Source organism: Pontibacter sp. BAB1700, from assembly GCF_000277005.1.
In the GTDB taxonomy this organism is placed as follows: domain Bacteria; phylum Bacteroidota; class Bacteroidia; order Cytophagales; family Hymenobacteraceae; genus Pontibacter; species Pontibacter lucknowensis.
Genome location: NZ_AKIS01000126.1, coordinates 1 through 21946, shown reverse-complemented (window position 1 = coordinate 21946; position 21946 = coordinate 1). Strand labels below are relative to the sequence as shown.

General features: G+C 50.5%; 26 protein-coding genes. 7 read left to right on the top strand and 19 right to left on the bottom strand.

Features of this window, described 5'->3' with window-relative positions; all coding sequences use genetic code 11:
• The 10 genes from O71_RS15090 to O71_RS15050 all read right to left on the bottom strand — a co-directional run.
• On the bottom strand, positions 1 to 596 hold a 596-nt coding region (locus tag O71_RS15090), incomplete at its 3' end, for a tetratricopeptide repeat protein (RefSeq protein WP_007658338.1).
• 142 nt (positions 597 to 738) lie between these two features.
• The gene (locus O71_RS15085) at positions 739 to 2844 is read right to left on the bottom strand and encodes a peptidylprolyl isomerase (protein WP_007658337.1); all 2106 of its coding nucleotides are present in this window, start codon (positions 2842 to 2844) and stop codon (positions 739 to 741) included.
• A 74-nt stretch (positions 2845 to 2918) separates the two neighbouring features.
• Positions 2919 to 4217, bottom strand: coding sequence for a hemolysin family protein (locus tag O71_RS15080; RefSeq protein WP_007658336.1), 1299 nt, complete (start codon positions 4215 to 4217; stop codon positions 2919 to 2921).
• Between the two features lie 13 nt (positions 4218 to 4230).
• Complete coding sequence (locus tag O71_RS23985) at positions 4231 to 4404, bottom strand: hypothetical protein (protein WP_155800937.1); 174 nt, start codon at positions 4402 to 4404, stop codon at positions 4231 to 4233.
• Positions 4404 to 4940, bottom strand: coding sequence for an LPS export ABC transporter periplasmic protein LptC (gene lptC, locus O71_RS15075; protein ID WP_071530886.1), 537 nt, complete (start codon positions 4938 to 4940; stop codon positions 4404 to 4406). Before lptC ends, O71_RS23985 begins: the two co-directional genes overlap by 1 nt.
• A gap of 94 nt (positions 4941 to 5034) precedes the next feature.
• Positions 5035 to 6330: a hypothetical protein gene (locus O71_RS15070; protein WP_007658334.1), complete on the bottom strand. Its 1296-nt coding sequence runs from the start codon at positions 6328 to 6330 to the stop codon at positions 5035 to 5037.
• On the bottom strand, positions 6323 to 7045 hold the full coding sequence (locus tag O71_RS15065) for a type III pantothenate kinase (protein ID WP_007658332.1): 723 nt from the start codon (positions 7043 to 7045) through the stop codon (positions 6323 to 6325). The genes O71_RS15070 and O71_RS15065 overlap by 8 nt, the downstream gene beginning before the upstream one ends.
• 110 nt (positions 7046 to 7155) lie before the next feature.
• Positions 7156 to 8838 (bottom strand): pseudouridine synthase, encoded by a 1683-nt coding sequence (locus tag O71_RS26880; protein WP_304412034.1) that lies wholly within the window; start codon positions 8836 to 8838, stop codon positions 7156 to 7158.
• Between the two features lie 90 nt (positions 8839 to 8928).
• Positions 8929 to 9489: an SMC-Scp complex subunit ScpB gene (gene scpB / locus O71_RS15055; protein WP_007658331.1), complete on the bottom strand. Its 561-nt coding sequence runs from the start codon at positions 9487 to 9489 to the stop codon at positions 8929 to 8931.
• A 12-nt stretch (positions 9490 to 9501) separates the two neighbouring features.
• Positions 9502 to 9891, bottom strand: a complete 390-nt coding sequence (locus O71_RS15050; protein WP_007658330.1) for a TraR/DksA C4-type zinc finger protein — start codon at positions 9889 to 9891, stop codon at positions 9502 to 9504.
• A gap of 347 nt (positions 9892 to 10238) precedes the next feature.
• On the opposite strand from O71_RS15050, the gene O71_RS21925 reads away from it, so the two are divergent.
• Positions 10239 to 10835, top strand: a complete 597-nt coding sequence (locus O71_RS21925) for a DUF3575 domain-containing protein (RefSeq protein ID WP_007658329.1) — start codon at positions 10239 to 10241, stop codon at positions 10833 to 10835.
• A 92-nt stretch (positions 10836 to 10927) separates the two neighbouring features.
• Here the strand turns inward: O71_RS21925 and ribH are convergent, their stop codons facing one another.
• The 3 genes from ribH to pdhA form a co-directional block, all read right to left on the bottom strand.
• The gene (ribH, locus tag O71_RS15040) at positions 10928 to 11404 is read right to left on the bottom strand and encodes a 6,7-dimethyl-8-ribityllumazine synthase (protein ID WP_007658328.1); all 477 of its coding nucleotides are present in this window, start codon (positions 11402 to 11404) and stop codon (positions 10928 to 10930) included.
• Between the two features lie 190 nt (positions 11405 to 11594).
• Positions 11595 to 12314 (bottom strand): tol-pal system YbgF family protein, encoded by a 720-nt coding sequence (locus O71_RS15035; RefSeq protein WP_007658326.1) that lies wholly within the window; start codon positions 12312 to 12314, stop codon positions 11595 to 11597.
• A gap of 118 nt (positions 12315 to 12432) precedes the next feature.
• Positions 12433 to 13479, bottom strand: a complete 1047-nt coding sequence (gene pdhA / locus O71_RS15030; protein ID WP_007658325.1) for a pyruvate dehydrogenase (acetyl-transferring) E1 component subunit alpha — start codon at positions 13477 to 13479, stop codon at positions 12433 to 12435.
• Positions 13480 to 13611: 132 nt separating this feature from the next.
• Between pdhA and O71_RS15025 the strand changes: the two genes are divergently transcribed.
• The 5 genes from O71_RS15025 to O71_RS15010 all read left to right on the top strand — a co-directional run bounded on the left by O71_RS15025 (position 13612) and on the right by O71_RS15010 (position 17280).
• Entirely contained in the window at positions 13612 to 14475 is an 864-nt protein-coding gene (locus O71_RS15025; protein ID WP_369750950.1) for a DNA replication/repair protein RecF, read from the top strand.
• Between the two features lie 14 nt (positions 14476 to 14489).
• Positions 14490 to 14717 (top strand): hypothetical protein, encoded by a 228-nt coding sequence (locus tag O71_RS27385; protein WP_369750948.1) that lies wholly within the window; start codon positions 14490 to 14492, stop codon positions 14715 to 14717.
• A gap of 55 nt (positions 14718 to 14772) precedes the next feature.
• A complete protein-coding gene (locus O71_RS15020; RefSeq protein WP_007658324.1) occupies positions 14773 to 15096 on the top strand; it encodes a DUF721 domain-containing protein in 324 nt (107 codons plus the stop codon).
• A 96-nt stretch (positions 15097 to 15192) separates the two neighbouring features.
• Positions 15193 to 15753, top strand: coding sequence for an acyl-CoA thioesterase (locus O71_RS15015; RefSeq protein WP_007658323.1), 561 nt, complete (start codon positions 15193 to 15195; stop codon positions 15751 to 15753).
• Positions 15754 to 15900: 147 nt separating this feature from the next.
• A complete protein-coding gene (locus O71_RS15010) occupies positions 15901 to 17280 on the top strand; it encodes a M28 family metallopeptidase (RefSeq protein WP_007658322.1) in 1380 nt (459 codons plus the stop codon).
• A gap of 72 nt (positions 17281 to 17352) precedes the next feature.
• Here the strand turns inward: O71_RS15010 and O71_RS15005 are convergent, their stop codons facing one another.
• From O71_RS15005 to O71_RS14985, 6 genes are all read right to left on the bottom strand, one after another.
• Positions 17353 to 18084 carry a head GIN domain-containing protein gene (locus O71_RS15005; protein ID WP_007658321.1) on the bottom strand — a complete coding sequence of 244 codons (732 nt, stop codon included), beginning with the start codon at positions 18082 to 18084 and terminating at the stop codon, positions 17353 to 17355.
• A 289-nt stretch (positions 18085 to 18373) separates the two neighbouring features.
• On the bottom strand, positions 18374 to 18637 hold the full coding sequence (locus O71_RS15000) for a hypothetical protein (protein WP_007658320.1): 264 nt from the start codon (positions 18635 to 18637) through the stop codon (positions 18374 to 18376).
• A gap of 6 nt (positions 18638 to 18643) precedes the next feature.
• Complete coding sequence (locus O71_RS14995) at positions 18644 to 18853, bottom strand: hypothetical protein (RefSeq protein ID WP_007658319.1); 210 nt, start codon at positions 18851 to 18853, stop codon at positions 18644 to 18646.
• Between the two features lie 83 nt (positions 18854 to 18936).
• Positions 18937 to 20064, bottom strand: a complete 1128-nt coding sequence (locus O71_RS21920) for a rhomboid family intramembrane serine protease (protein ID WP_155800936.1) — start codon at positions 20062 to 20064, stop codon at positions 18937 to 18939.
• Complete coding sequence (locus tag O71_RS21915) at positions 20015 to 20515, bottom strand: hypothetical protein (RefSeq protein ID WP_007658317.1); 501 nt, start codon at positions 20513 to 20515, stop codon at positions 20015 to 20017. The genes O71_RS21920 and O71_RS21915 overlap by 50 nt, the downstream gene beginning before the upstream one ends.
• A 63-nt stretch (positions 20516 to 20578) precedes the next feature.
• Positions 20579 to 20761 carry a hypothetical protein gene (locus O71_RS14985; protein ID WP_007658316.1) on the bottom strand — a complete coding sequence of 61 codons (183 nt, stop codon included), beginning with the start codon at positions 20759 to 20761 and terminating at the stop codon, positions 20579 to 20581.
• Positions 20762 to 20993: 232 nt separating this feature from the next.
• Here O71_RS14985 and O71_RS14980 point away from each other — a divergent pair, with 232 nt between their 5' ends.
• The gene (locus O71_RS14980) at positions 20994 to 21803 is read left to right on the top strand and encodes an N-formylglutamate amidohydrolase (RefSeq protein WP_007658314.1); all 810 of its coding nucleotides are present in this window, start codon (positions 20994 to 20996) and stop codon (positions 21801 to 21803) included.
• Positions 21804 to 21946 lie beyond the last annotated feature (143 nt).

Genomic DNA, 21946 nt, shown 5'->3' with positions numbered 1-21946 from the left:
TAGATCAGATCACTTTCGTTTTCCTGCAGCAGGTTAAGCGCCTCTCCTATCAGATTCTCGTGCTTCTGCCGGAAGGTATAGAGTGCTATGAGCGAACGGTTGTGCTCATAGGGATTCTTGCTTAATTCACGGCCACGCAGGTAGGCTCTCTCAGCGTAGTCAAACAGCTCGTGCTGCACAAAAACGCTGGCTGCGGCTATTACCTCCTCCTGCTTCAGTTGGGCAATCAGTTTGTCGAAGTGCTTCTCCGCTCCTGCCTTGTCACCAGCGGCCTGGTATACGATGCCTAAGTCGATGTTGTAGTTCACCTGCCCCGGATAGCGCTTGATGGTGCGTTTCACCAGTTTCTCAGCTTCTTTGTGGTTGTTCTGCGCCAGCAGGGTTTTCAGGTAGTCGGGGTATACCGTGTGGAACAGGCGTTCGTCGTTGATCAGCTTACTGTAGATGGTCTCGGCTTTCTGGTACTCCCCTTTGCTGAGGTACTCGCGTGCCAGTGCCAGCTCCTGGTTCTGCGCCATAGAAAAGGGCACTGCCAGCACCATGAACAGGAGCACGAACAGCAGGCGCGACAAATAGGTATGAACAGGTATAAGCATCTTCTATTACAACGTGTAAGCGGTCTTTTTGATATGGGCATATCACCCGAAAATGAAGATAGCCATTAATTTTGGTTTGGCCATAAACAGAAAAGGGCTGCTCCTTCCGGAACAGCCCTTTCATATACCTATCGTGCAGGTCTTAGAAGAATCTTACACGGTTATCTTTGATGTCAGCTTTCTCTTTGATCGCTTCAAACGCGTTGGTTTCTACACGCGATGTGCGGTTGTTTACCAGCTGCGTCTTCACGCCGGAAAGATCCTGTGCATCCGGAGCGTTGGTCAGGTTGATCAGCTCTACCACTACCACACCGCCCTGTCCTTCGATAGGAGCAGTACGGCTGCCTGGCTTCAATCCAAACGCTCTACCGATTGCTACTGGCTCCAGGCCAAGGCCAGGTATAGCGCCAGAAGCAAGCGATACTTCTTCAGCCTCTCTGATGATCGCATCCGGACCGTAGTTAGCAGCAATCTGGTCAAGTGAACCCGACGCGCCTTTCAGCTTCGCCATGATCTGCTGTGCTTTTACCTCGTTACGAACGGCGGCAGTCAGCTCCTCTTTCACATCCTCAATCTTAGCATAGCCTTTTTCGCGCTTGCCAGTCAAAGTAGCGATTACGTACTGGTCGTTGATCTCGAACACAGGCGATACATCACCTACTGAAGTGTCTTTTGAGTAAGCCCAGCGCACCAATTCTCTGGCGTTGCTCAGGTTACCTACCAACACGTTGTTTTTGCCTACGTTAGCAGCTTCTTCTACAGAAAGGGCTTCGTTTTTCTTCACGTTCTCTCTGAACTCCTGCGTTGAGCCGCTTGTGCCAGCCAGTTCGTCAGCCATGGCATAAGCCTGGTCACGGGTAGCGTCGCTGGCGTCAAGTGAGCGCTGTACGGCAGCCACTTTGTAAGTACGCTTCGACTTAGGAGCCGTTATTTTAATGATGTGGTAGCCATACTCTGTCTCAACAGGAGCTGGCAGCAAGCCTTCGGTAGTAGCACCAAACACCGCCTTCTCAAAAGCTGGTACCATGCGGCCTTCAGTGAAGTAACCCAGGTCACCACCAACTGCAGCTGTACCGTCAGATCCGTGCTGTGCAGCCATAGCCGCAAAGTCAGCACCGTTTTTGATCTGTGTCTGGATGTCTTTTGCCTTGGCAAGAGCAGCCTGCTTGGCCTCAGGAGAATCGTTCTCTGGCTTGATCAGGATGTGGCTGGCACGGGCAGTGTTCACGCTACCATCTCTGATGTCCATAATCTTGTACAGCGCATAGGTATCGCCATCATTGTAAGGGCCGTATACCTTGCCTTCTTCCAGCGGCGCGATTTCGTGCAGTTGCTCAGGCAGCTCTGCTGTGTGCAGGTAAGTGCCGTCGTATGGCAGATCTGAGTGCGTATTTACGAAAGCAGAGTCGTTGGTCGAAGCGGCGAACTGCTCCGTCAGGTCTTTCAGCTCCTCCTGGAAGTAGTTCATGTCTTCGGTAGAAGCGGCAACCGGAATGGTCACAAACTCCAGCGTACGGCCATCTTCTACTTTATAAAGCTCTTTGTTGCGCTCGTAGTAGTCTTTCAGCTGCGCGTCTGTTACCTGCACAGCAGAGTCAGCGATCGAGAAGTAAGGAACATACAACACTTTCATATTGGCGATCGTGTTCTGTGCCTCGAAGTGCTTCTTCGCTTCAGCTGATGTTACGTATACTGACTTGGTCAGCAGGTTGCTGTACTTCGTCTGGATGCGGTCGTTGAGAATGCTCTGCTCAAAGTTAACCCACATCGGACGACCACCGGTCTGGTCCAGGTTCTGCAGGTACTGAACAACCTGAGCACGGTCAAACTCACCTGTCTGTGGGTTAGTGAATGCCTGGCGAACCGATGGGTGGATGTTGTTACCCTGTACCATATCGGCCAGTTCTTCTTCCGACACCTGAATGCCCAGGCGATCGTACTCTTTCTGCAAGGCAATCTGGAAGATTAGCTGGTTCCAGGCTTGCTCACGCATCATGGCCATTTCGCTCTCGGTGGCAGCACGCTGTACCTGTCCTTCGTATTGGGCCTTGATCTGCTGGAACACCATATCGAAGCGCTGGTAGTCGATTTTCTCACCTGCTATTTCGCCTACGGTAGTCGTATCATTACCTAAAAGTCTGGAGTTTGGCCCTAATAGGTCGCCGCCTACTACAAATACGCCAAGTCCAATGGCGATAGCGCCAACAGCCCAACCCGACTTTTCTCTAATCTTGTTAATTAATGCCATGTGTTATACGAATGATAAAGGATGTGCAAAATAAGGTTAATCGTGCAAAAATTCAAAATTTTGTGTGCAACTGTTTAAAATACGCCATCTGCCTGTAAGTCTGGATCTTTGAAGAGCTTCACTGCATTGATGCGGTTATCATCCATCGACAGGATAGTGATCGTGAAGGGCCGCAGCTCCACCACATCGCCCGGCTTCGGTATCTCACCCAGTACCGAGAAGATAAGTCCACCCAGGGTTTCGTAATCCCCTTCTGGCAAGTTGAGCTCATATTTGTCGTTAAGGTAGTCGATCTCGTGACGGGCGCTCAGCAGGTATAGGTGTTTTGCCGGGAACACTTGCTCGAGCAGGGCTTCGTAGTCGTACTCGTCCTGTATCTCCCCTACGATCTCCTCAATCACGTCTTCCACGGTTACTATGCCTGACGTACCGCCAAACTCGTCCACTACCACCGCCACGGTGCGGTGCTCGGTGCCGAAGCGCAGAAACAACTCGCTGGCCAGCATGCTCTCCGGCACCAGACTCACCGGCGACAGGATCTCCCGTATCTGACGTGGCTGCTGAAACATGGCCAGCTGATGACAGTACCCAATGATGTTGTCAATTGAGTCTTCGTAAACCAGTATCTTGGAATGCCCTGTTTTGATAAAAGTATCGCGCAGCAACTCCACTGGTTCGTTCACCTCGACTGCCTCCACCTCCGTGCGGGGCACCATACATTCCTTCACACGCACTTTCTTAAACTCGAGCGCATTATGAAATATCTCCTGGTTTACCTCCGGAGCGCCTTCCTCTACCGGATTGTACAGCCTGTTCTTGATGTAGGCGTTCAGGTCCGTTACCCCAAACACCGGGTGCTCATCTGAAAACTCTATCTTGAGTATCCGCTCGGCAATCCATTTGCTTAACCCTACCAGTACAATCACAACAGGGTATAACAGGTAGTGCAGCACCAGCATGGGTATAGCCAGCACATCGAGCATACGATTAGGATTGATGGCAAAGAGGCTGCGCGGAAGAAATTCCGCTGTAAGCAACACGATAACCGAAGCTACCAGTACTTGTAGCAGCAGGATAAGGGGAGCCAATTGCATTGCGGCTGGCAGGAAGGTCTGGAACAAGGTATAGAGTATACCCGCTATCACAAAACCATACAGCACCAGCGAGATCACGTAGCCGATCAGGGTGGTGCCCATCAGGCGGGCAGGGTGCCGCAGCAGGTGCGTCAGGATGCGCCCGGAGAGCACGTTGTTTTTCTCGTCAAGCTCTATCTGCAGCTTATTGGCCGCCGTAAAAGCAATCTCCATACCTGAGAAAAAAGCGCATGCCAGCAGCGCAACAAACAGCAACAGTATCTGGTCGGGGTCTATCATAAGATGTTACAGACTATTCGGTCTGTTTCTTCTTGCGGTAATGGTACACGATATACAGCATAAAGCCGATCATGTAAATCCAGTAATTGCCTGCTATATCAGACTCTTGTATACTTCTATGCACGCCAATCACCATGGCCACAAAAGCTAACGATAGTAAAATAGTATTAACCAGTTTTTGGTTCATTATTCCTTCAGGCTAAATACGCCCGTCACTTTTTTGATTCTATAATTTGTAAAGTCCTGGTTTGCCTCCAGGCCGTGACCCATCAGAATTTCCTCAGGCGTCGTGATCTTAACAAACTTGTCTGTATAGATCTGGGCTTTGGCTTTGTTCCAGTAAAGCTCCTCTGTCTCGAGTTTTTCCTGCTTCTGCAGGTTATGTACAATCACATTGCCCCGCACCAGGTATAAGTCTTTGTTTCGCTCCTGCTTGCCGTAGTTGGCCCGCAGCGTAGAGGTCACGCTTTCTCCCTTTTCCAGAAACTCGACATCAATTCCGTCCGGAAAAATCACATCGCCGTTTTCGTAGTCTGCCTGCATGGGTGCCTGCAGCCTGATGAGCACCTTGGCTGAGTCGCTGTAGAGCGTCAGCACATTGGCTGTCTCCCTAAACGGGCCATCATATTTCTTTTCCTGGTCCGGGTCTCTCAGGTCTGTACCGCAAGCAGCTGTCAACATGACTAGCAAAGCGACCAGCACTGAAAAAATAGATCTCGGCATGCTTTTTTACTTATCTAAAGTGAAGATACTAAAAATTAAAAAAGACCGTCGTCAGAACGGCCTGTTTTAATAATGCTTTTAAGGTCGGAATAGTTTACTCTATCCTGCGTTTTACGAACCAGCGCGTATTAACTGTCACGCCCGCACCGAACTGAAAGTAGTCCTCAGCGATCAGGCCGTTGTCTGTTGTGCCTCTCTTGCCGTAGCCCATCATAATGTTGAACTGGTAAGGCGGTTCGAAATAATTACCTCGCCCGATCGGGAGCGTCAGACCACCTGTAACAGCCATGTCCTTGATGTTTTCTCCGTTAATGACATACGGGCTTTGGCCATAGCGAAGACCGGCACGGTAAGTTACGCGCTTCAGGTAACTGTCAATGGCGGTAGGGTTAGGCGTATACTCTGCACCCAGGCCGATTTTATAGCTGTTGCCCATTCTCTGCTCCCCATCCAGGTTGCGGTAGTCGGACCAGTCCTGCATCATAAACTCCGTACCGATGGTCAGGTTAGATCCATTGTCGTAGCTGATGGAAGCGTTCAGACTAGGTGGAACATTCACGGAGGCTTCTACACTGTCAGGCAGCATAGGACTTCCCTTGAGAGCATCTCCCAGGTCACGGCGCTCGTAAGCAGACATCCGCTTCGCATTCATGTCTACGCCCAGGGTATAAACTGCACCCGCGCTGAGAAAAGCCTTATCGGCGACTTTCTTACGGTAGTTGGCTCCAGCTCTGAAAAGGAAATCAGTATAACGGGTACGCTCTACATAGGCAACCCGCTCCAGCGAGGTGTTGCTAATAGAGGTATCGGCTACGATAGAAGAAGATTCCTGAGAAACAGTACCAAACAGGTAAGAGGCGCTTGCTCCGATTGTCAGTCCATTCGTGATCCGGAAACCATGCCCGAAGTAGATCTCTGAAATTCCGCCTTCGCCGCTGTACTCGTTTATCACAACTGCTTCCTGCCGGTTAGGCAGCGAGCCCATGTTTCTGATGTTATAGTCAACTGAGCTGTAGGGTCTCAGGCTAACGGCTGAGCTCCAGCGCTTGGTAATAGGCACACCCAGTGTCAGGTAAGATAAGTTGCCATCGCCATCCCGCTGTGACTGGGTCGCGTTTCTGAGGGTTTTATACCTGCCGGTTACACCGACATCGAATACGGTAATGCTGTTGTAGTATAGCAGTGCCGGGTTGGCGGTGTTGGAATGGAAGCTGTTGCCTGTGCTTACGCCCACATCGCCCATGCCTGCCGTTCTTAAGTTACCTAAGTTTGTGTTGAGTTCTCCCAGTCCGTAACGGGAATAAGGCGAGTTACCGATGCTTTGCGCCTGCACGCCCTGCGCCAGGCACAGCACGGATGCGCAAATAAGTAAACGGAGCGTTTTATACATTATGTCTTAATATTCTTTGAAGCCCAATCAGGACCAGTTCAGGAATTACAAAGATGGGGTGTTTTATGGTACTTTCAAAAAATCCTGCGTCTCCTCCACAAAGTATAACCACCAGTTTATCTGATTTTTGGCGATATGCGCTGATTATACCCTCTACTTCCGCCACCGTTCCGCCCAACACACCGCTCTCCAGTGACTCCTGCGTGGTCTGGCCGATCAAAGGAAAGTTTTCATGGATTCCTTGTACTAACGGAAGTCGCCCTGTAAAATTATGCAGCGCCTTGAATTTCATTTGGATACCGGGTGCTATACCTCCGCCCTGGTAATGGCTACGCTCATCAATGAAGTCGTACGTGATCGCCGTACCCGCATCAATGGTCAGGCAATTGCGGCCCGGGAAGAAATAATTTGCCGCCACAGCCGCTGCAATACGGTCTGCCCCAAGTGTACCTGGAGTTTTGTAATCATTAGAAACAGGCAGGGCTGTCTGCGCCGAAAGCAATACGATGCTTCCGGACACTGACAGCCCTGTCTTTATTTGCTCTACTGCGCCGCCACTCACCGAGGCAATAATGGCATGGTCAAAGGCCTGGGATACTACTTCTTGTGGCAGCCCTTCCTGCTCTTTGAAATACCCTTGTGAGACAAGGGCATCATCTTCAAAAATGCCGTATTTGCCTCCCGTATTACCGATATCAATGGCGATGCTGCGCATATATTACATGAAGTACTTCAGACGAATCACTTCTTTTTCGGTGAGGTAACGCCACTCGCTGCGTGGCAGGTCCTTTTTGGTCAAGCCGGCATACTGCACGCGGTCCAGTGTTACCACTTCGTAGCCAGGTGCTCAAATATGCGGCGCACGATGCGGTTACGGCCGATGTGGATTTCCAGCCCCAGGAACTTCTTGGAGTCTCCCAGCATGGCCACATCGTCTACCATCGCTTTGCCGTCTTCCAGCTCCACACCTTCCACTACTTTCTGGAAGTCGTCTTTGGTGATCGGCTTATCCAACTCTACCTGGTATATCTTCTTGATCTCGTTAGAAGGGTGCGTCAGCTTCTGCGCCAACTCACCATCGTTGGTGAACAGCAACAGACCGGTTGTGTTACGGTCCAGGCGACCTACTGGGAAGATACGCTCCTTAGATGCTTTCTCCACCAGGCTCATCACGGTCTTGCGACCTTCAGGGTCTTCAGTCGTCGTGATAAAGTCTTTCGGCTTGTTGAGCAGCACGTATACCATCTTCTCGCGGTTCAGCACTTTCTTGCCGTACATCACGGTGTCAGAAGGCTGTACCTTGAAGCCCATTTCGGTTACCACTTCGCCGTTTACCTTGATCTCGCCCGCCAGAATCAGTTCATCTGCCTCGCGGCGCGAGCACACACCTGCATTGGCGATGTAGCGGTTCAGGCGAATGCTGCCGTCCTCGTCTTCGCCCTTGCGGTTGGTCTTCTTGATGCGCGGGTTGTCTTTGTAGCGACGCAGGTCGTAGTTTGGCGTCTCCGGGTTGTGCTCTGAATCCGAGTTACGGTCAAAGCTGCGGCCACGGCGCTCTCCGTCCCCTTTACTGAATTTGTCTTTACGGTCGAATGATCTGCGTTCGCCGCCTTCACGTCGATCACCAAAGCTGCGACGCTCACCGCCTTCTCTGCGATCACCCCCTTCACGACGGTCACCGAAACTACGGCGTTCACCGCGCTCTTCTCTTTCTCCGCCTTCTCTGCGGTCACCGTATGGCTTGCGCTCGCGATCACCTCCGAATGAACGGCTTTCACCGCCCTCTCTACGGTCGCCGTATGGCTTTCTTTCGCCGCCTTCGCGACGATCGCCATATGGCTTGCGTTCTCTGTCACCGCCGAATGAACGACGCTCACCGCCTTCTCTACGGTCGTTGCCATAAGAACGGCGTTCGCCTCTTTCCTCGCGGTTCTCACCAAATGAACGGCGTTCGCCCTTCTCCTCTCTGTTGTCGCGGCCAAAGGACTTCCTCTCACCACGCTCCGAGTCAAAGCGACGTTCACCGCCTTCTCTGCGTTCTCCACCTTCACGACGATCGCCGTATGATTTGCGTTCGCCACCCTCGTTGCGGTCACTGTATGGCTTGCGCTCCCGGTCTCCTCCAAAAGAGCGACGTTCGCCACCCTCTCTTCTGTCGCCGTATGGCTTACGCTCGCGGTCACCGCCAAAAGAGCGTCTTTCTCCGCCTTCTCTGCGATCTCCGTATGGCTTGCGGTCACCACCTTCGCGGCGCTCTCTGTCGCCTCCAAAGCTGCGGCGCTCGCCGCCTTCACGGCGGTCACCGTATGGTTTGCGATCTCCGCGGTCTTCTCTTCTATCGTTTCCGTAAGAGCGGCGCTCACCGCCATCTCTTCCTTCGCCTTTATCTCTTCTGTTAAAGATTTTCTTTTCGCCGCGATCATTGTACGGCCGGCCTGACTCGTTTCTGTCAGACGATCTTCTGCCTTCTCCGTCGTTGCGGGATGGTCTTTCGTTTTCTGTTGCCATTGTATAATTATTATCGATGCAGTATCGCTACTGTACCTGTGTGTGCAGTATATGTAAGAATAGTATACTCTAATGAATGATGGGGGTTCGCTAATCGGCTATTTCGCCAATCATGTTTTCTTCTGAGGCGAAATCCTTTAGCTGCGGAAGGTCCTTGATGTGGTTAATACCGAAGTAGTCCATGAATTTTTGAGACGTGCCGTATAGTACGGGTCTCCCTATGGTATCGGCTTTACCCTTGATCTCGATAAGCTCTTTCTCTAATAGTTTGTGGATGGCGTAGTCACAGCCCACGCCACGAATCTGCTCTACGGCCGAGCGGGTAATCGGCTGCTTGTAGGCAATAATTGCCAGCGTCTCCAGAGAAGACGCTGACAATTTCTTTTTTGACTTATGTTTCAGGTAGGTGCTCACCGTTTCCTGGTACTCCGGCTTCGTCAGAAACTGGTACCCGCCCCCGATAGCGTATATCTGAAAGGCAAAACCTGCATCGGTCAGCTGCTCATTGATGTTCTCAACGGCTTCCAGCACGTCGCTCACCAGCACCTCCATTTGCAGCGACTCCGTAAGGCAGCGCTGTATCTCTTCGATGCTTATTGGCGATTGGGCACAGAAAACCAGTGCCTGAATGTGGTTTTGCAGTATATTCAAGGTATAAGTGTACTAGTCGTTACGCTGAAGCTTGGCTTCGATGGTATGCTGTGTATGTGGCACGGCGCGAAGTCTCTCTTTCGGGATCAGCTTGCCTGTCACGATGCAAACACCGTATGTGCCGTTTTTGATGCGGATAAGCGCATTCTCCAACTGCTGGATGAACTTCATCTGACGTGAGGCCAGCTGGTTCAGGCTTTCCTTCTCCGCTGTGTCTGCACCATCTTCCAATACTTTGGTTGGAGATGCCGTGTTATCGGTGCCGGAGTCGTTACGACGGCTCAGGGTCTCTTTGATAAACGTTACTTCCTTACGCGCATTGGTTAGCTTCTCAAGAATGATTGCTTCAAACTCTGCCAATTCCTCACGGGAATACCGCTGTTTCTCTTCGTTTGTATTCATTATACTATCTTAGAACTAGGTTGTAGTTTCTTGTCTGGTAAGCTAAAAAAACTCTTCCTGTTAAGAGCAACGCTCTCGTGCTTATCAACAGCAACAAGGATGATTAAGTTTAAAGCTTAAATTTTAAGCCCAAAAACCGAACCACTCTGATGTTCAGGTTATTATTTAAGCTAAATTTCGTGCAAAAATAGAAGTTATATCTATAATTTGCTACCTGCCTTCTTTATTTTAATTATAATTTTGTCTTTCCGCTCTTTTATTTGATTTACTCCAATACTGGAATGGAACTTGCAGGCAGCCTGAAATACACCCAGGCTAATTAAGTTTTGGATTACTCACTTTAATATATGAAAAACAAAATAATACTCGCCTTTGCCGCTGCGGCTCTTTTTTTTATACCTACGCAACAAGCTTATGCTCAAGCACAACAGCCAAAGAGGGCAGTTATTAAGGTAAATCCACTGAGCGCCTTTGCGCTGACAGGTTCTGGGTTCCTGGAGTATGCCATCACGGACAACCTGAGTGCACAGCTTGGAGCCTCTGTTACAGGTGTCTCTATTTCAAATATCAAGTTCAAAGGTTACGGTTTTACACCCGAAGTGCGCTATTATTTCTCTGAAAACAAAGTGGCACCTATGGGCCCTTATGTGGCGGGCTATGGTCGTATCAGGAGTTTTAAGCTGACAGTAGAGAAGCAGGATGAAGAAGGCCGTGACTACAGCGCTACTTACAACCCGGTAGGTGCCGGCGTGGCTATCGGTAATCAATGGGTGTTTAACAGCGGCTTTACGTTTGATGTGTTTTTGGGCGCCGGCTACAACGGGGGCAACCTGAAGGTGAATGTTGGCACCGAAGAGGACTTCGACACAGGTATCATCGGCGATATGATTTTGGGAGGAGGTTTCAGCGTTCGGCCAGGTATAACCTTAGGGTATAATTTCTAGGCCTGCCTATACCTATACCCACTCAATCAAATAAAAAACGGGTCCCTGCTCAGCTGAGCAGGGACCCGTTTTTTATAACTATACCCGAGCCATTAGAAGCTCAGCATTTGAATAACTGCTGCTGCTGCCTCTATACCTTTGTTACCATGCTTGCCGCCGGCTCTGTCCAGCGCTTGCTCCAGGTTATTGGTTGTAACCAGACCAAACGAAACCGGCTTGTTAAACTTAAGCGAAACATTGGTCAGGCCATTGGCCACGGCATGATTAATATAGTCATCGTGCTTCGTGTCGCCTTTGATAACCACACCGATACAGATCACAGCATCGATCTCCTCCTGCAAGGCCAGGAACTGCGCACCTAAAGTTAGCTCGAAACTGCCAGGCACTGTATTCCGGAAAATGTTCTCCTTCTTAGCACCATGCTGCAGCAGAGTTTCGATAGCACCAGCACACAATACATCCGTGATCTCGCTGTGCCAGTCAGCCACTACAATGCCGAACTTCTTATCAGATATGTCGCCGAAGCCCTCTTTCTTGTAATCGTTCAGGTTTTTGAGAGAAGTAGCCATATGATTATTTTTGATGGTTAAATGGTTGATTGTTGAGCCTGCAGACACAAGTTATTAGGTATAAATTAGGTATAGCACCGTTTCATACACCTTTATAGCGCTCTGCACTAGCCCATGAACTTAAAAAAAGAAGCGCTTCTGCCGGAGAGACAAAAGCGCTTTTTATAACTAGGCATTAGCCTGTCAGATCTTAGTTGGCAGCTGCGCCAGACATTGCCTCAGCGCGTGCTTTAAACTTCTTGGCATCTGTTACTTCAGCTGATGTTACAAAATCCTTGATGATCTTGTCATACGTGTTAGCAGCGGCCTGGAAGTCGTTGGCAGCTTCGTAAGCTACGGCAGCCTTCATCAGGTACTGTGGCGAGAAGTACGGGTTGCTGTTGTGGTTAGCGGCTTTGTTATACAGGTCAGCCGCTTCCTTATACTTGCCTTGCTCAGAAAGTGCATCGCCTGTCAGGCTGTAAGCGCGCGCCTGCATCAGGTAGTCATCAGACTTGAAGTCCTCCAGGTGAGACTGCGCCTCAGCGAAGTTACCCTGCTTCAGCAAAGCAACACCAGCATAGAATTTAGCCAGATTACCTGCTTCAGTTCCACTGTACTCGTCTACAATACTCAACAAACCATCGTACTGACCATCGCCGTTCAGTGCTTTGTTCAAAGAGTCTGCTTCGAAATAATACACTGCCTGGAACATAGCTTCGTGCGCTTCCTGGTTCTGGGTAGTGCGGTGGTTGTAATACAGGAAACCTGCAACAATGATAGCGGCAATGGCGGCAAACACACCGAGCAGCTTGGTTTTGTTTTTCTTCACGAAATCCTCAGATCCTGTTGTCAGGCGCTCTGCCAACGCATCCGGATTTTCTACCAGCTCCTCAAACTCGCTGTGCTTCTGTACTGTCTCTTTTGCCATTAGTTTATTGAAATAAGAACTCAAAAATAGAAATTAAAAGCGATTCGTTCCAAATCTCATATAAGATCAGAACATCAAATTTATGTTTTTTAATTCCTAATCCTTAAATATTTAGAATTTAGTCCATTATATATGGATAGTCCGGCTCCACATAAATGTCGGTGTATAGCTCAGATGGATCCGGATATGGAGACTCCTCGGCAAACTTCACCGCCTCGGCCACGATCTGCTTCTGCTTCTCGTCGATCTCGTCCAGCTCCTCTTCTGTCGCCCAGCCGTTCTTCAGGATAGTCGCTTTCACAGATTCGATAGAGTCACGGCCTTTGTAGTCCTCCAGTTCTTCTTTGGTTCTGTACTTGGCAGGATCCGACATAGAGTGACCTTTGTAGCGGTAAGTCTTGAACTCGAGCAAAGTAGGTCCTTCACCGGCACGGGCACGCTCAGCGGCTTTTGCTACGGCATTGTGCACGTTCTCCACGCTCATCGCCTCTACTGGCTCAGACGGCATTTCGTAGGCGTGACCCAGTTTGTACAAGTCATTTACGTTAGAGGTACGTGTTACCGAAGTACCCATCGCGTAGCCGTTGTTCTCGATCACAAAGATTACAGGCAGTTTCCAGGTCATGGCCATGTTCAGAGCCTCGTGGAAAGCACCCTGACGCACCGCACCATCACCCATATAGCAGATGCATAGCTTGCCGGTCTTGTTATACTTCTCTGCGAAAGCCAGACCTGCACCCAGTGGTACCTGACCACCCACGATACCGTGTCCGCCTACGAAGTTTACTTCTTTATCGAACATGTGCATCGAGCCGCCTTTGCCTTTAGAGCAACCGGTAGACTTAGCGAACATTTCGGCCATTACTGCGCCTGGTGATGTACCAAGGGCCAATGGGTGTGCGTGGTCACGGTAAGCGGTAATCCACTTATCGCCTTTTTCAAGGGCTGTTACGGCACCGGCCACACAGGCCTCCTGGCCGATGTAGAGGTGGCAGAAGCCTTTGATTTTCTGCTGGCCATAGAGCTGGCCTGTTTTTTCTTCGAAGCGGCGGATGAGTTTCATCGACTCGTACCACCACATGTAAGTCTCTTTTGAAAATGTTGGTTCAGCCTGTACCTTTGCTTTCTGCGACTTCGCTTTTGCCTTTTCTTTCGTATCAGCCATGGGTATTTGTGTATCGTTATTGTTGTCCGTACAGCTTTTTTAGCGAGATTCGGGCCTCAATTGGCGGCAAATCAGCTTACTGTCGGGTTTTAGCATGCGAAATTAAGGAAAAAGTAATCAAAGAAGAAACTAATGCTCCTCGAAAATCTAAGTCTGCTGTTTTTCAAGAACTACGACGAAGCTAACATTAGTTTCTCGCCGCACATCAATTGCTTTATCGGCGACAACGGCAGCGGCAAGACTAACCTGCTTGATGCCATCCATTACCTCTCCATGACGCGTAGCGCCTTCAACAGCTCGGACGCCCTCAACATCAAGCAGGGTGAAGAGTATTTTATGGTGAAAGGGCGCTTTAAGATTGATAAAGAGAAGCACACCGTGACCTGCAGCCTGAAGCAGGGCCAGAAAAAGACGGTGGTACACAACAAGGTGGCCTATGAGAAGATGAGTGACCATATCGGCCGCTTTCCGGTGGTGCTCATCTCGCCCTACGATACGGACCTGATCCGAGAGGGTAGCGAGGAGCGCCGCAAGTACTTCGACAGCCTCATCTCGCAGCTCAACCATAGTTATCTGGAGCAGTTGATCCAGTACAACTACATACTCAAGCAGCGCAACTCTTTGCTCAAGCAGTTTGCCGAGCGCCGTTACTTCGATCGCGACTACCTGCACATCCTCAACGAGCAACTGGTGCCGTTGGGTGAGCAGCTGGCGCAGGAGCGTATGGCTTTCCTGGAGACCTTTGAGCCGGTTTTTCAGAAGCACTACCGCCACATCTCTGACAGCAGCGAAACCGTGACGCTCACTTATAAAAGTCAGCTACCCGGTGCCAACTTCGCGCAACTGCTGGAGCAGGCCGAACAGAAGGACCGCGCCCTGCAGCGCACCACCGTGGGCACGCACAAAGACGACTTCGTGTTCCTGATGGACGGTAACCCGGTGAAAAGCTTCGGCTCACAGGCCAGCAGAAGAGCTACGTCATCGCCCTCAAGCTAGCGCACTTCGAGGTCATGGACGAACGCCAGCATCACAAGCCCCTCCTTCTCCTCGATGACATCTTCGACCGTCTCGACGAGAAGCGCATCACCAAACTCATGCAAATGGTCGCCGCTCATACCTTCGGCCAGATCTTCCTGACTGATACGCATCTGGAGCGTACTGACAAAATACTCGAGAACCTGTCAGAAAGTATCCGTAGATTTGATGTAAAGGAAGGAACGGTGAAGTTGATTGCTTAATTTTGCATCTGTGATTCACTCATTCACTCTACCAATCATTCAAAAACAACCACCCGTGCGCTACTACAAGAAGAAAGAGGAGATTGCGAAGCGAAAGGCTGACGTGCAAACCATCGGCGACAGCATCAAAGGGTTGCTGAAGGCTTACCGGCTGCAAGGCAAACTAAATGAAGTGGACCTGGTACAGCGCTGGGAGGAAATCATGGGGAAACCAATCGCACTCAAAACAAAGGAGCTATACTTTAAAGACCAGAAGCTTTTTGTGCGCCTCACCTCTGCCCCACTCAAGCACGAGCTCAATATGTCGAAAAGCAAGGTTGTGGAACTGCTCAATCGCGCCATGGGCGATGAAGTGGTAAAAGAAGTGGTGTTTTTATAAGCCTCCTACCTCCTGGTTATACCTCCCTTGATGCAGTCTCCACATCCTTTTTAAGGCATAGCCCCGTATACCTGCCAAAACCTATTGCGCATACCTATGGCTATACCTGCATTCCGACCTGTTTCCTACTCCCGCACTACTCTTACTGAGCTCATGATCCCGAGCTATGCCAACTTCGGTGGCAAGATTCATGGTGGCATTCTGCTCTCCCTCATGGACAAAGTGGCCTATGCCTGTTCTGCCAAACATGCCGGCAACTACTGCGTAACCGTAACAGTAGACGGCGTGCATTTTCTGCAGCCCGTAGAGGTAGGTGAACTGGTATCGTTGCTGGCTTCTGTAAACTATGTGGGCAACACCTCGCTGATGGTAGGTATAAAAGTAATCGCTGAAAACGTGAAGACAGGTATTGTCAAGCATACCAACACCTCATACTTCACCATGGTGGCCAAAGGTGACGACGACAAGCCCACGCAAGTACCCGGCCTCACACTGGAAAACCGCGAGGATGCCCGCCGGTTTCTGGAGGCCATCAAGCGCCGTGAATTGGCCCAGCGCTACCAGACAGAGCTTGCCGAGGCCAAACACGGAATCGCTGTCGAAGCAGAACTGTACAAGCTGGAGGGAGAACGCTGCCAGCTGGCTTATACACTGTAGGCTAGCTGGAGAGACTTTCACTTTTCTGCTATACCTGTGCTCACTTAGGCTTTGGCACGGCTATTCTTTTCATTCTTTCCTGAAGCTGCTTATATTTAGAATCTAAATATAAACGAACAAGCACTTTACCGACCTCACCTTACACAAATGACTTACAAAACGAAGTTCACCCGACTACTGGCACTTTGCATGCTGGCAGGGTTATACCTTAGCCAAACAGTGGCAGCACAAGCACCCGCTACGCACGACGAAGAGATACATAAAATGGTAAACGAAGTTTCGGCAGATAACCTGCGGACACTCGTAGAGAAAATGGTGTCCTTTGAAACACGCCACTCCCTGAGCTCCACCACCGACAAAAAAAGAGGTATAGGCGCAGCCCGCGAATGGGTAAAATCAGAATTCGAGAAATATGCCAAGGCCTCTAACGGCCGCATGACCGTAGACATGGACCGCTATACCGTAAAGGGTGACGGCCGCCGCATTCCGCAGGATGTAGAAATGGCCAACGTAGTTGCTACGCTCAAAGGCACTGACCCTAACGACGACCGTGTGATCATCGTGGCCGGCCACCTAGACTCCCGAGCTACCGACGTGATGGACGCCAAAAGCAAAGCGCCCGGTGCCAACGATGACGCCTCCGGTGTGGCCATTGTGATGGAGATGGCCCGTGTGATGGCTTCGCGCCAGTTCCCGGCAACACTTGTGTTTGTAGCATTCCAGGGCGAGGAACAAGGCTTGTACGGCTCCCGCCACATGGCGGAGCGTGTAAAGAAAGAGGGTTGGAACCTGGTGGCTGTGCTCAACAACGATATCGTGGGCAACTCATATTCTGCCGAGATGGGCATCCACGACAACACCCGCGTGCGTGTGTTCAGTGAAGCCACTCCTTCCAACGAAACAGAAGAGCAGGCGAGGCTGCGCCGCACACTGGGCTCCGAGAACGACGGCCCGAGCCGCAACCTGGCCCGCTACATGAAAATGACCGGCGAGGCTTATGTAGACCAGATCGAAGTAGTGCTCGGCTACCGCCCGGACCGTTTCCTGCGCGGTGGTGACCACACGCCGTTTAACCAGCAGGGCTATGCCGCCGTGCGCATGAGCGAGATGAACGAGGACTTTGACCACCAGCACCAGGATGTGCGCAAAGAAAACGGCAAGCAGTACGGCGACCTGACAGAGTTCATGGACTTTGAGTACCTGCGCAAGAACACGGCCGTGAACCTGGCCACCATGGCGAATCTGGGCCGGGCACCGCATGCTCCTGAGAAAGTGGGCGTGCTCACCGCCAACCTCACCAACAAGACAGACCTGAAATGGGACGCTCCTGCCAAAGGCAAGAAACCAGCTGGATACTATATCCTGATGCGCGAAACCAGCAGCCAGACCTGGGACAAGAAGTTTTTTGTAAAAGACACGAAAGTGACGCTGCCTTACTCGAAAGACAATTACTTCTTTGCCGTACAGGCAGCTGACGAGTTGGGTCACACCAGTCTGCCAGTGCTGCCGGTTCCAGTACGCCAATAGGTATAGAATAACGCAAAAGAAAAGGGCAACCCAGCGGGCTGCCCTTTTCTGCTTTATATGCGATGTATTCTCTTACATTTTAGAAATTTTGGCTGCGGCCGATACATTGGACGACACGCTAGGGTCGCCTTTGTAGGCGACTTTAGTAGCACCTGAAGCATTCACGTTCAGCTTGTTCTGTGCAAACACTTTCACATTGCTGGCACCGCTTGCTTCCACATGCACATTCTTCGCCTCCAGCTCAGATGCGTCTATCTTGGATGCTCCTGACATGTCCATGCGCATTTCATCGGCACGTCCTCTTAGCTCTACTTTACTGGCGCCGCTCATGTTGGCTGTCAGCTTCTTAGTGTTGAGTGCCAGTATTACTTTGGAGCCGCCGCTCAGGTCCATACTAAATGCATCGGATTTAAAAGTAGAGTTACCCATTACTTTCACGCCGCCGCTTATATCAATCATGTTTAACTCTTTGATTGACACATAAGCTTTCAGACCTTTGGTTGTACTGATGTTGTCGGAAGTATAAATGTGGAGCACACCATTTTTTACTTCTGTCCGAATACTGTTAAGCAGGTTCTCCTGCGCCTCGATGCGCACGCCTTCCTTGCTACCCTGTGTCAGCTCCACTGCAAATCCGCCGCTCACGTTGACACCTTTAAACCCTGAGGCCGTTCTGTTCTGCGATACGGGTTCGCCTTCGCCCTTCAGGTTACGGCGGTTTTGCGCCGCTGCTGTCAGGCTTGTCAGCATAAAGGCCATTACAAGAATAGAGGCAAACGTTCTGTAGATGTTGATGGTGTTCATAGTTTTATTTCGTTTGATGATTTCCGGTTAAGAGTTTGTCAGTTCAGCAGCAGGCTATACCTCTCCTGAAGCTCCTCACTGCCTAATAGATGCACAGATTTACAAAAGGTTGCTTGAGCTCCATAAAAAAATCATACTTTTTGATAATGTCCTGCAAAAAAGGCCATGAGCAGGTATAGGCTAGCGCCTGTGAGAGGGACGCGATAAAGGTTTGTTAATGGTAAATTGAAAAACCAGCGCACCCAAGGTATAGGCCAGTACATCGACCCAGTCGGCAGTGTGTTTTGAGTTAGATGGGCGGGAGCAGAAGCTCAAAGAAGATGCTGAAAGCCACGACCGCCATCACCAACCAGGCAAGTGGCAACACAAACTTGTCATTCTGAAAGTAGCTTCGCTCAGCAGCCAGTATGATGGTGAGCACAATGGGCATGGCAAGCAGATCGTCGAGGTAGCTGAAGAGTAGGGGAAAGTAAAAGCCAGCCAGTTCCAGCACCTGGTTACCGACAAAAAGCAGCACACAAACCAGAAAGACCGGATGCAGAAGCGTGCGCATGACCTGCTAAAAGGCTACCAAACCTACCATCAGCATAATAGAGCCAAGGATGGCCAGGAAAATCTCCGTCGGGGTCATTTTCGGGATTTTCCACTTCTTCTTTTCGCGCCTGGGCAGATACTGTCCGCAGTTGGGGCAGCGGTTTTTATGCGGCACTTCCTGCCCGCAGTGGGGGCAGATGATCATGTTGTCTTCGGGAATGTCTTTGTAAGGCACGACAGTAGCTTTTTGAGTTAATGGTCAAGTGGAAGCGCGCCCTTATAAGTACCTGATATGAGCCTGTTGGGTTATCAGCCAGGCTACTGTTGCTTTGTTACGATCAAAATTACCCCGTTTTGGGCTTTCTCGCCATACATGGCTACGGCCTCCTCTCCTTTCAGCACCGACACCGCCTCAATATCGTTAGGGTCCACATGATCTTCTATATCATCAGGAGCTATACCTTCCAGCACCTCGCCGTCGAGTACAATGAGTGGCTTCGTCTCCAGGTCAAGACCTGTGGCTTCTTCCAGCGCATCGGGCAGTGGCATCTCGTTCAGGTTTCCGTGCGACGTAGCATGTTTACCTTCGCGCAGGTTGTTTAGGTCCTGCACAAACGTGCCGATGGCCCATAGCACCCGTTGCTGCTCCTGGTGCATCCAGGGGCGGTTGTCGCGGATGTCGTCGCGCATCATGGTATAGGATGTTTTGCGCAGTTGCGTATAGCTGAGCAGTATCTCTACCTCCTTTGCCTGCTGTTCGCCCAGATCAGGTAATTCCTGAAGCGCCATCAGTTCTTGGATACTCTCGTACCACAAAATTATACCTTGCTCCAGACCCTCCAGGTATTTGCCGCCATTGATCAGACTGGTATTCTGCTCCATTTCCTGCATCACAGCCATTGCCGCGGTTTCCCGCTCACCAAAGCGGTCCAGCATGGTCAAATATTTAGCATTCTCTGTAGGTACCTGAAGGTATAGGCCCACAAAACCGCCCAACACCAGCGCCACCGTTACGATACTACCCCTCAAATCGTAGTGTTGCGTAAAAAACCTGCCGGAGCGCAGCATTAACACAGCACCGTAAGCGATACCCAGCACCAATCCGCCTGTGTGCGCTGCATTGTCTATACCGCCTTTCAGGCCGAAAAGCAGGTTCACTACAATCACACCAAGCAAATTGAGCACCATGCCTTTCTTCTCAGTCCAACTCATCTGCCGCTCCAGCAGTACCATGGTCATGAACATACCGAACATGCCAAAGATGGCTCCGGATGCTCCGGCACTGATGCGCTGCTGGTCCCACCAAAGGCTTGCCAGACTGCCCGCCAGCCCACAAAGCACATAGGCTATGATAAACTGCCTGCGGCCCACCAGCGGCTCCAGCGCACCACCTATACTAGCCAGCGCATACATGTTCACGAGCAGGTGTATGATGCCAATGTGCAAAAAACGTGGACGTAAACAGGCGCCATGGTTCGCCCGTCAGGGTATAAGGCCCAAAGTTGGCTCCTGCATTTACCAGGTCTTCCCCCTCAGGTGAGAGCACGTGCATACCTGCCAGCGCCAGCAGCACGAAAATAAGGATATTGGTATTGATCAGGATGGGCGTGACAAAGTAGTGCCGCTGTGGCACGAAGAGTGTCCAGAAGTCTTTGAGCTTATCTGTGAAGGAAGTTGGTGCGGTGGGGTTTGGGTTGACTTGTTTTTCGCGCAACTCCAGTGCTTGCAGTGTTTCCTGCTTTATCTGCTCCAGGTCTGGAGCCGCTATGTTTCTTCTTTCAATCTCAGCGATTACAGCCAGTATCGCTTCCGGCTCATACGCTGCACGTTCCCCTAGTATTTCCAGCAGTTGACTGTCCCCTTTTTCGGAGGCCACTGCTGCATAGCTGTTTTCCATCTGCAAACCTTATTCTCTTTCTGTAAAGATAAGGCAGCAGACGTATTATACAAGCCGGAAAAGCTAACGGGTATAGGCAAGCATTACCCTGCCCGTCACCAAAGCGCCGGTCAGCCCAATGGCATACCATAAACCCAGTGGCAGTGTTTCTGCCAGGTATAGTCCACTATTCCTAAGGCTCTGCATCAGCAGGATCAGTAAGAAAATCACAATAGCTAATAGCGTATTCTTGTAAATCTGACGCATAGGCACCTCTGATTTATGGTGAAACAATTGGTATATAGCTATACTTTGTAATATCTTAATTTGTTATAGTCTTTTAAATCTATTCATTTCAAGTCAATCTGCCAACTATATCACACTAAGCTTTTACATGATAACTATGATTTGTTCGTGACTGAATATCAAGGTTTAAACAAATAAGTCTATCCAATAACCTTAGAGATTCATATCGGGTAAAAGTTTTCAAAAAGATTTTATGCCTGACCCTACACAAGCACAATCATATTATTCTATCACTACCGGGCGTAGCCCTCTCATTGCCACAGCCATACACGATGGGCACCGGGTGCGCGAAAATATCCAAAGCCTTTTTTCGCTCAACTCCGATGAACGACTTCGCGAGGAAGACCCTTTTACGGAGGGCTGGGTAGGTATAACAGACAACCAGATCATTGGTTTAAACTCGCGCTTCGAGATGGACCTGAACCGCTCCCGCGACAAAGCCATCTACCGCAAACCTGAGGACGCCTGGGGGCTCACTGTCTGGAAAGACGAGCTGCCTGAGGAACTGGCGCAGGAGTCGCTGGCCCGCTATGACCGGTTTTATGCCGATGTGAAGCAGATGCTGCAAGGTATAGCCGACCGGCATGGCTGCTTTGTGGTTTACGACTTACATACCTACAACCACCGCCGCGAAGGAGCCGATGGCCCAGAGGCCGACCCGCAGGAAAACCCGGAAGTAAACCTCGGCACCGGCAACATGAACCGCCAGCTCTGGGCTCCAGTCGTAGATGCCTTCACCCAAAGCCTGCAGCAATACGACTATCAGGGTCGTCACCTGGATGTGCGTGAGAACGTGAAATTTGAGGGAGGACACTTCATGCGCTGGATTCACGATACCTTCCCGGACCGTGCCTGTGTCATCTCCATCGAGTTCAAGAAGTTCTTTATGGACGAGTGGACCGGCAAGCCTGACGAGGCACAATTGCAGGAAATCAAAAGCGCACTGCAAAGTACGACTGAACCTGTCCTTCAGGCGCGGGAGCAGGTATGCAAAACCCTATAAAGATGCCCGACACGATCTCTGACATATTCATAAAAGGCATCGTTCGGACTTTGAAGCGGGGTCGCCGGGTGCGACGACGGCTGCCCGCGGGCGGCTTGCTGCATATCGACAGACCACTGCCCTTTCTGGTGCTTTACCGCCAC

Coding starts and splice junctions, on each gene's coding strand:
- O71_RS15085 (WP_007658337.1), bottom strand. CDS start 2,844: ATGGCATTAATTAACAAGATTAGAGAAAAGTCGGGTTGGGCTGTTGGC.
- O71_RS15080 (WP_007658336.1), bottom strand. CDS start 4,217: ATGATAGACCCCGACCAGATACTGTTGCTGTTTGTTGCGCTGCTGGCA.
- O71_RS23985 (WP_155800937.1), bottom strand. CDS start 4,404: ATGAACCAAAAACTGGTTAATACTATTTTACTATCGTTAGCTTTTGTG.
- lptC (WP_071530886.1), bottom strand. CDS start 4,940: ATGCCGAGATCTATTTTTTCAGTGCTGGTCGCTTTGCTAGTCATGTTG.
- O71_RS15070 (WP_007658334.1), bottom strand. CDS start 6,330: ATGTATAAAACGCTCCGTTTACTTATTTGCGCATCCGTGCTGTGCCTG.
- O71_RS15065 (WP_007658332.1), bottom strand. CDS start 7,045: ATGCGCAGCATCGCCATTGATATCGGTAATACGGGAGGCAAATACGGC.
- O71_RS26880 (WP_304412034.1), bottom strand. CDS start 8,838: ATGGCAACAGAAAACGAAAGACCATCCCGCAACGACGGAGAAGGCAGA.
- O71_RS15050 (WP_007658330.1), bottom strand. CDS start 9,891: ATGAATACAAACGAAGAGAAACAGCGGTATTCCCGTGAGGAATTGGCA.
- O71_RS21925 (WP_007658329.1), top strand. CDS start 10,239: ATGAAAAACAAAATAATACTCGCCTTTGCCGCTGCGGCTCTTTTTTTT.
- ribH (WP_007658328.1), bottom strand. CDS start 11,404: ATGGCTACTTCTCTCAAAAACCTGAACGATTACAAGAAAGAGGGCTTC.
- O71_RS15035 (WP_007658326.1), bottom strand. CDS start 12,314: ATGGCAAAAGAGACAGTACAGAAGCACAGCGAGTTTGAGGAGCTGGTA.
- pdhA (WP_007658325.1), bottom strand. CDS start 13,479: ATGGCTGATACGAAAGAAAAGGCAAAAGCGAAGTCGCAGAAAGCAAAG.
- O71_RS15025 (WP_369750950.1), top strand. CDS start 13,612: ATGCTCCTCGAAAATCTAAGTCTGCTGTTTTTCAAGAACTACGACGAA.
- O71_RS27385 (WP_369750948.1), top strand. CDS start 14,490: ATGGACGAACGCCAGCATCACAAGCCCCTCCTTCTCCTCGATGACATC.
- O71_RS15015 (WP_007658323.1), top strand. CDS start 15,193: ATGGCTATACCTGCATTCCGACCTGTTTCCTACTCCCGCACTACTCTT.
- O71_RS15010 (WP_007658322.1), top strand. CDS start 15,901: ATGACTTACAAAACGAAGTTCACCCGACTACTGGCACTTTGCATGCTG.
- O71_RS15005 (WP_007658321.1), bottom strand. CDS start 18,084: ATGAACACCATCAACATCTACAGAACGTTTGCCTCTATTCTTGTAATG.
- O71_RS15000 (WP_007658320.1), bottom strand. CDS start 18,637: ATGCGCACGCTTCTGCATCCGGTCTTTCTGGTTTGTGTGCTGCTTTTT.
- O71_RS21915 (WP_007658317.1), bottom strand. CDS start 20,515: ATGGAAAACAGCTATGCAGCAGTGGCCTCCGAAAAAGGGGACAGTCAA.
- O71_RS14985 (WP_007658316.1), bottom strand. CDS start 20,761: ATGCGTCAGATTTACAAGAATACGCTATTAGCTATTGTGATTTTCTTA.
- O71_RS14980 (WP_007658314.1), top strand. CDS start 20,994: ATGCCTGACCCTACACAAGCACAATCATATTATTCTATCACTACCGGG.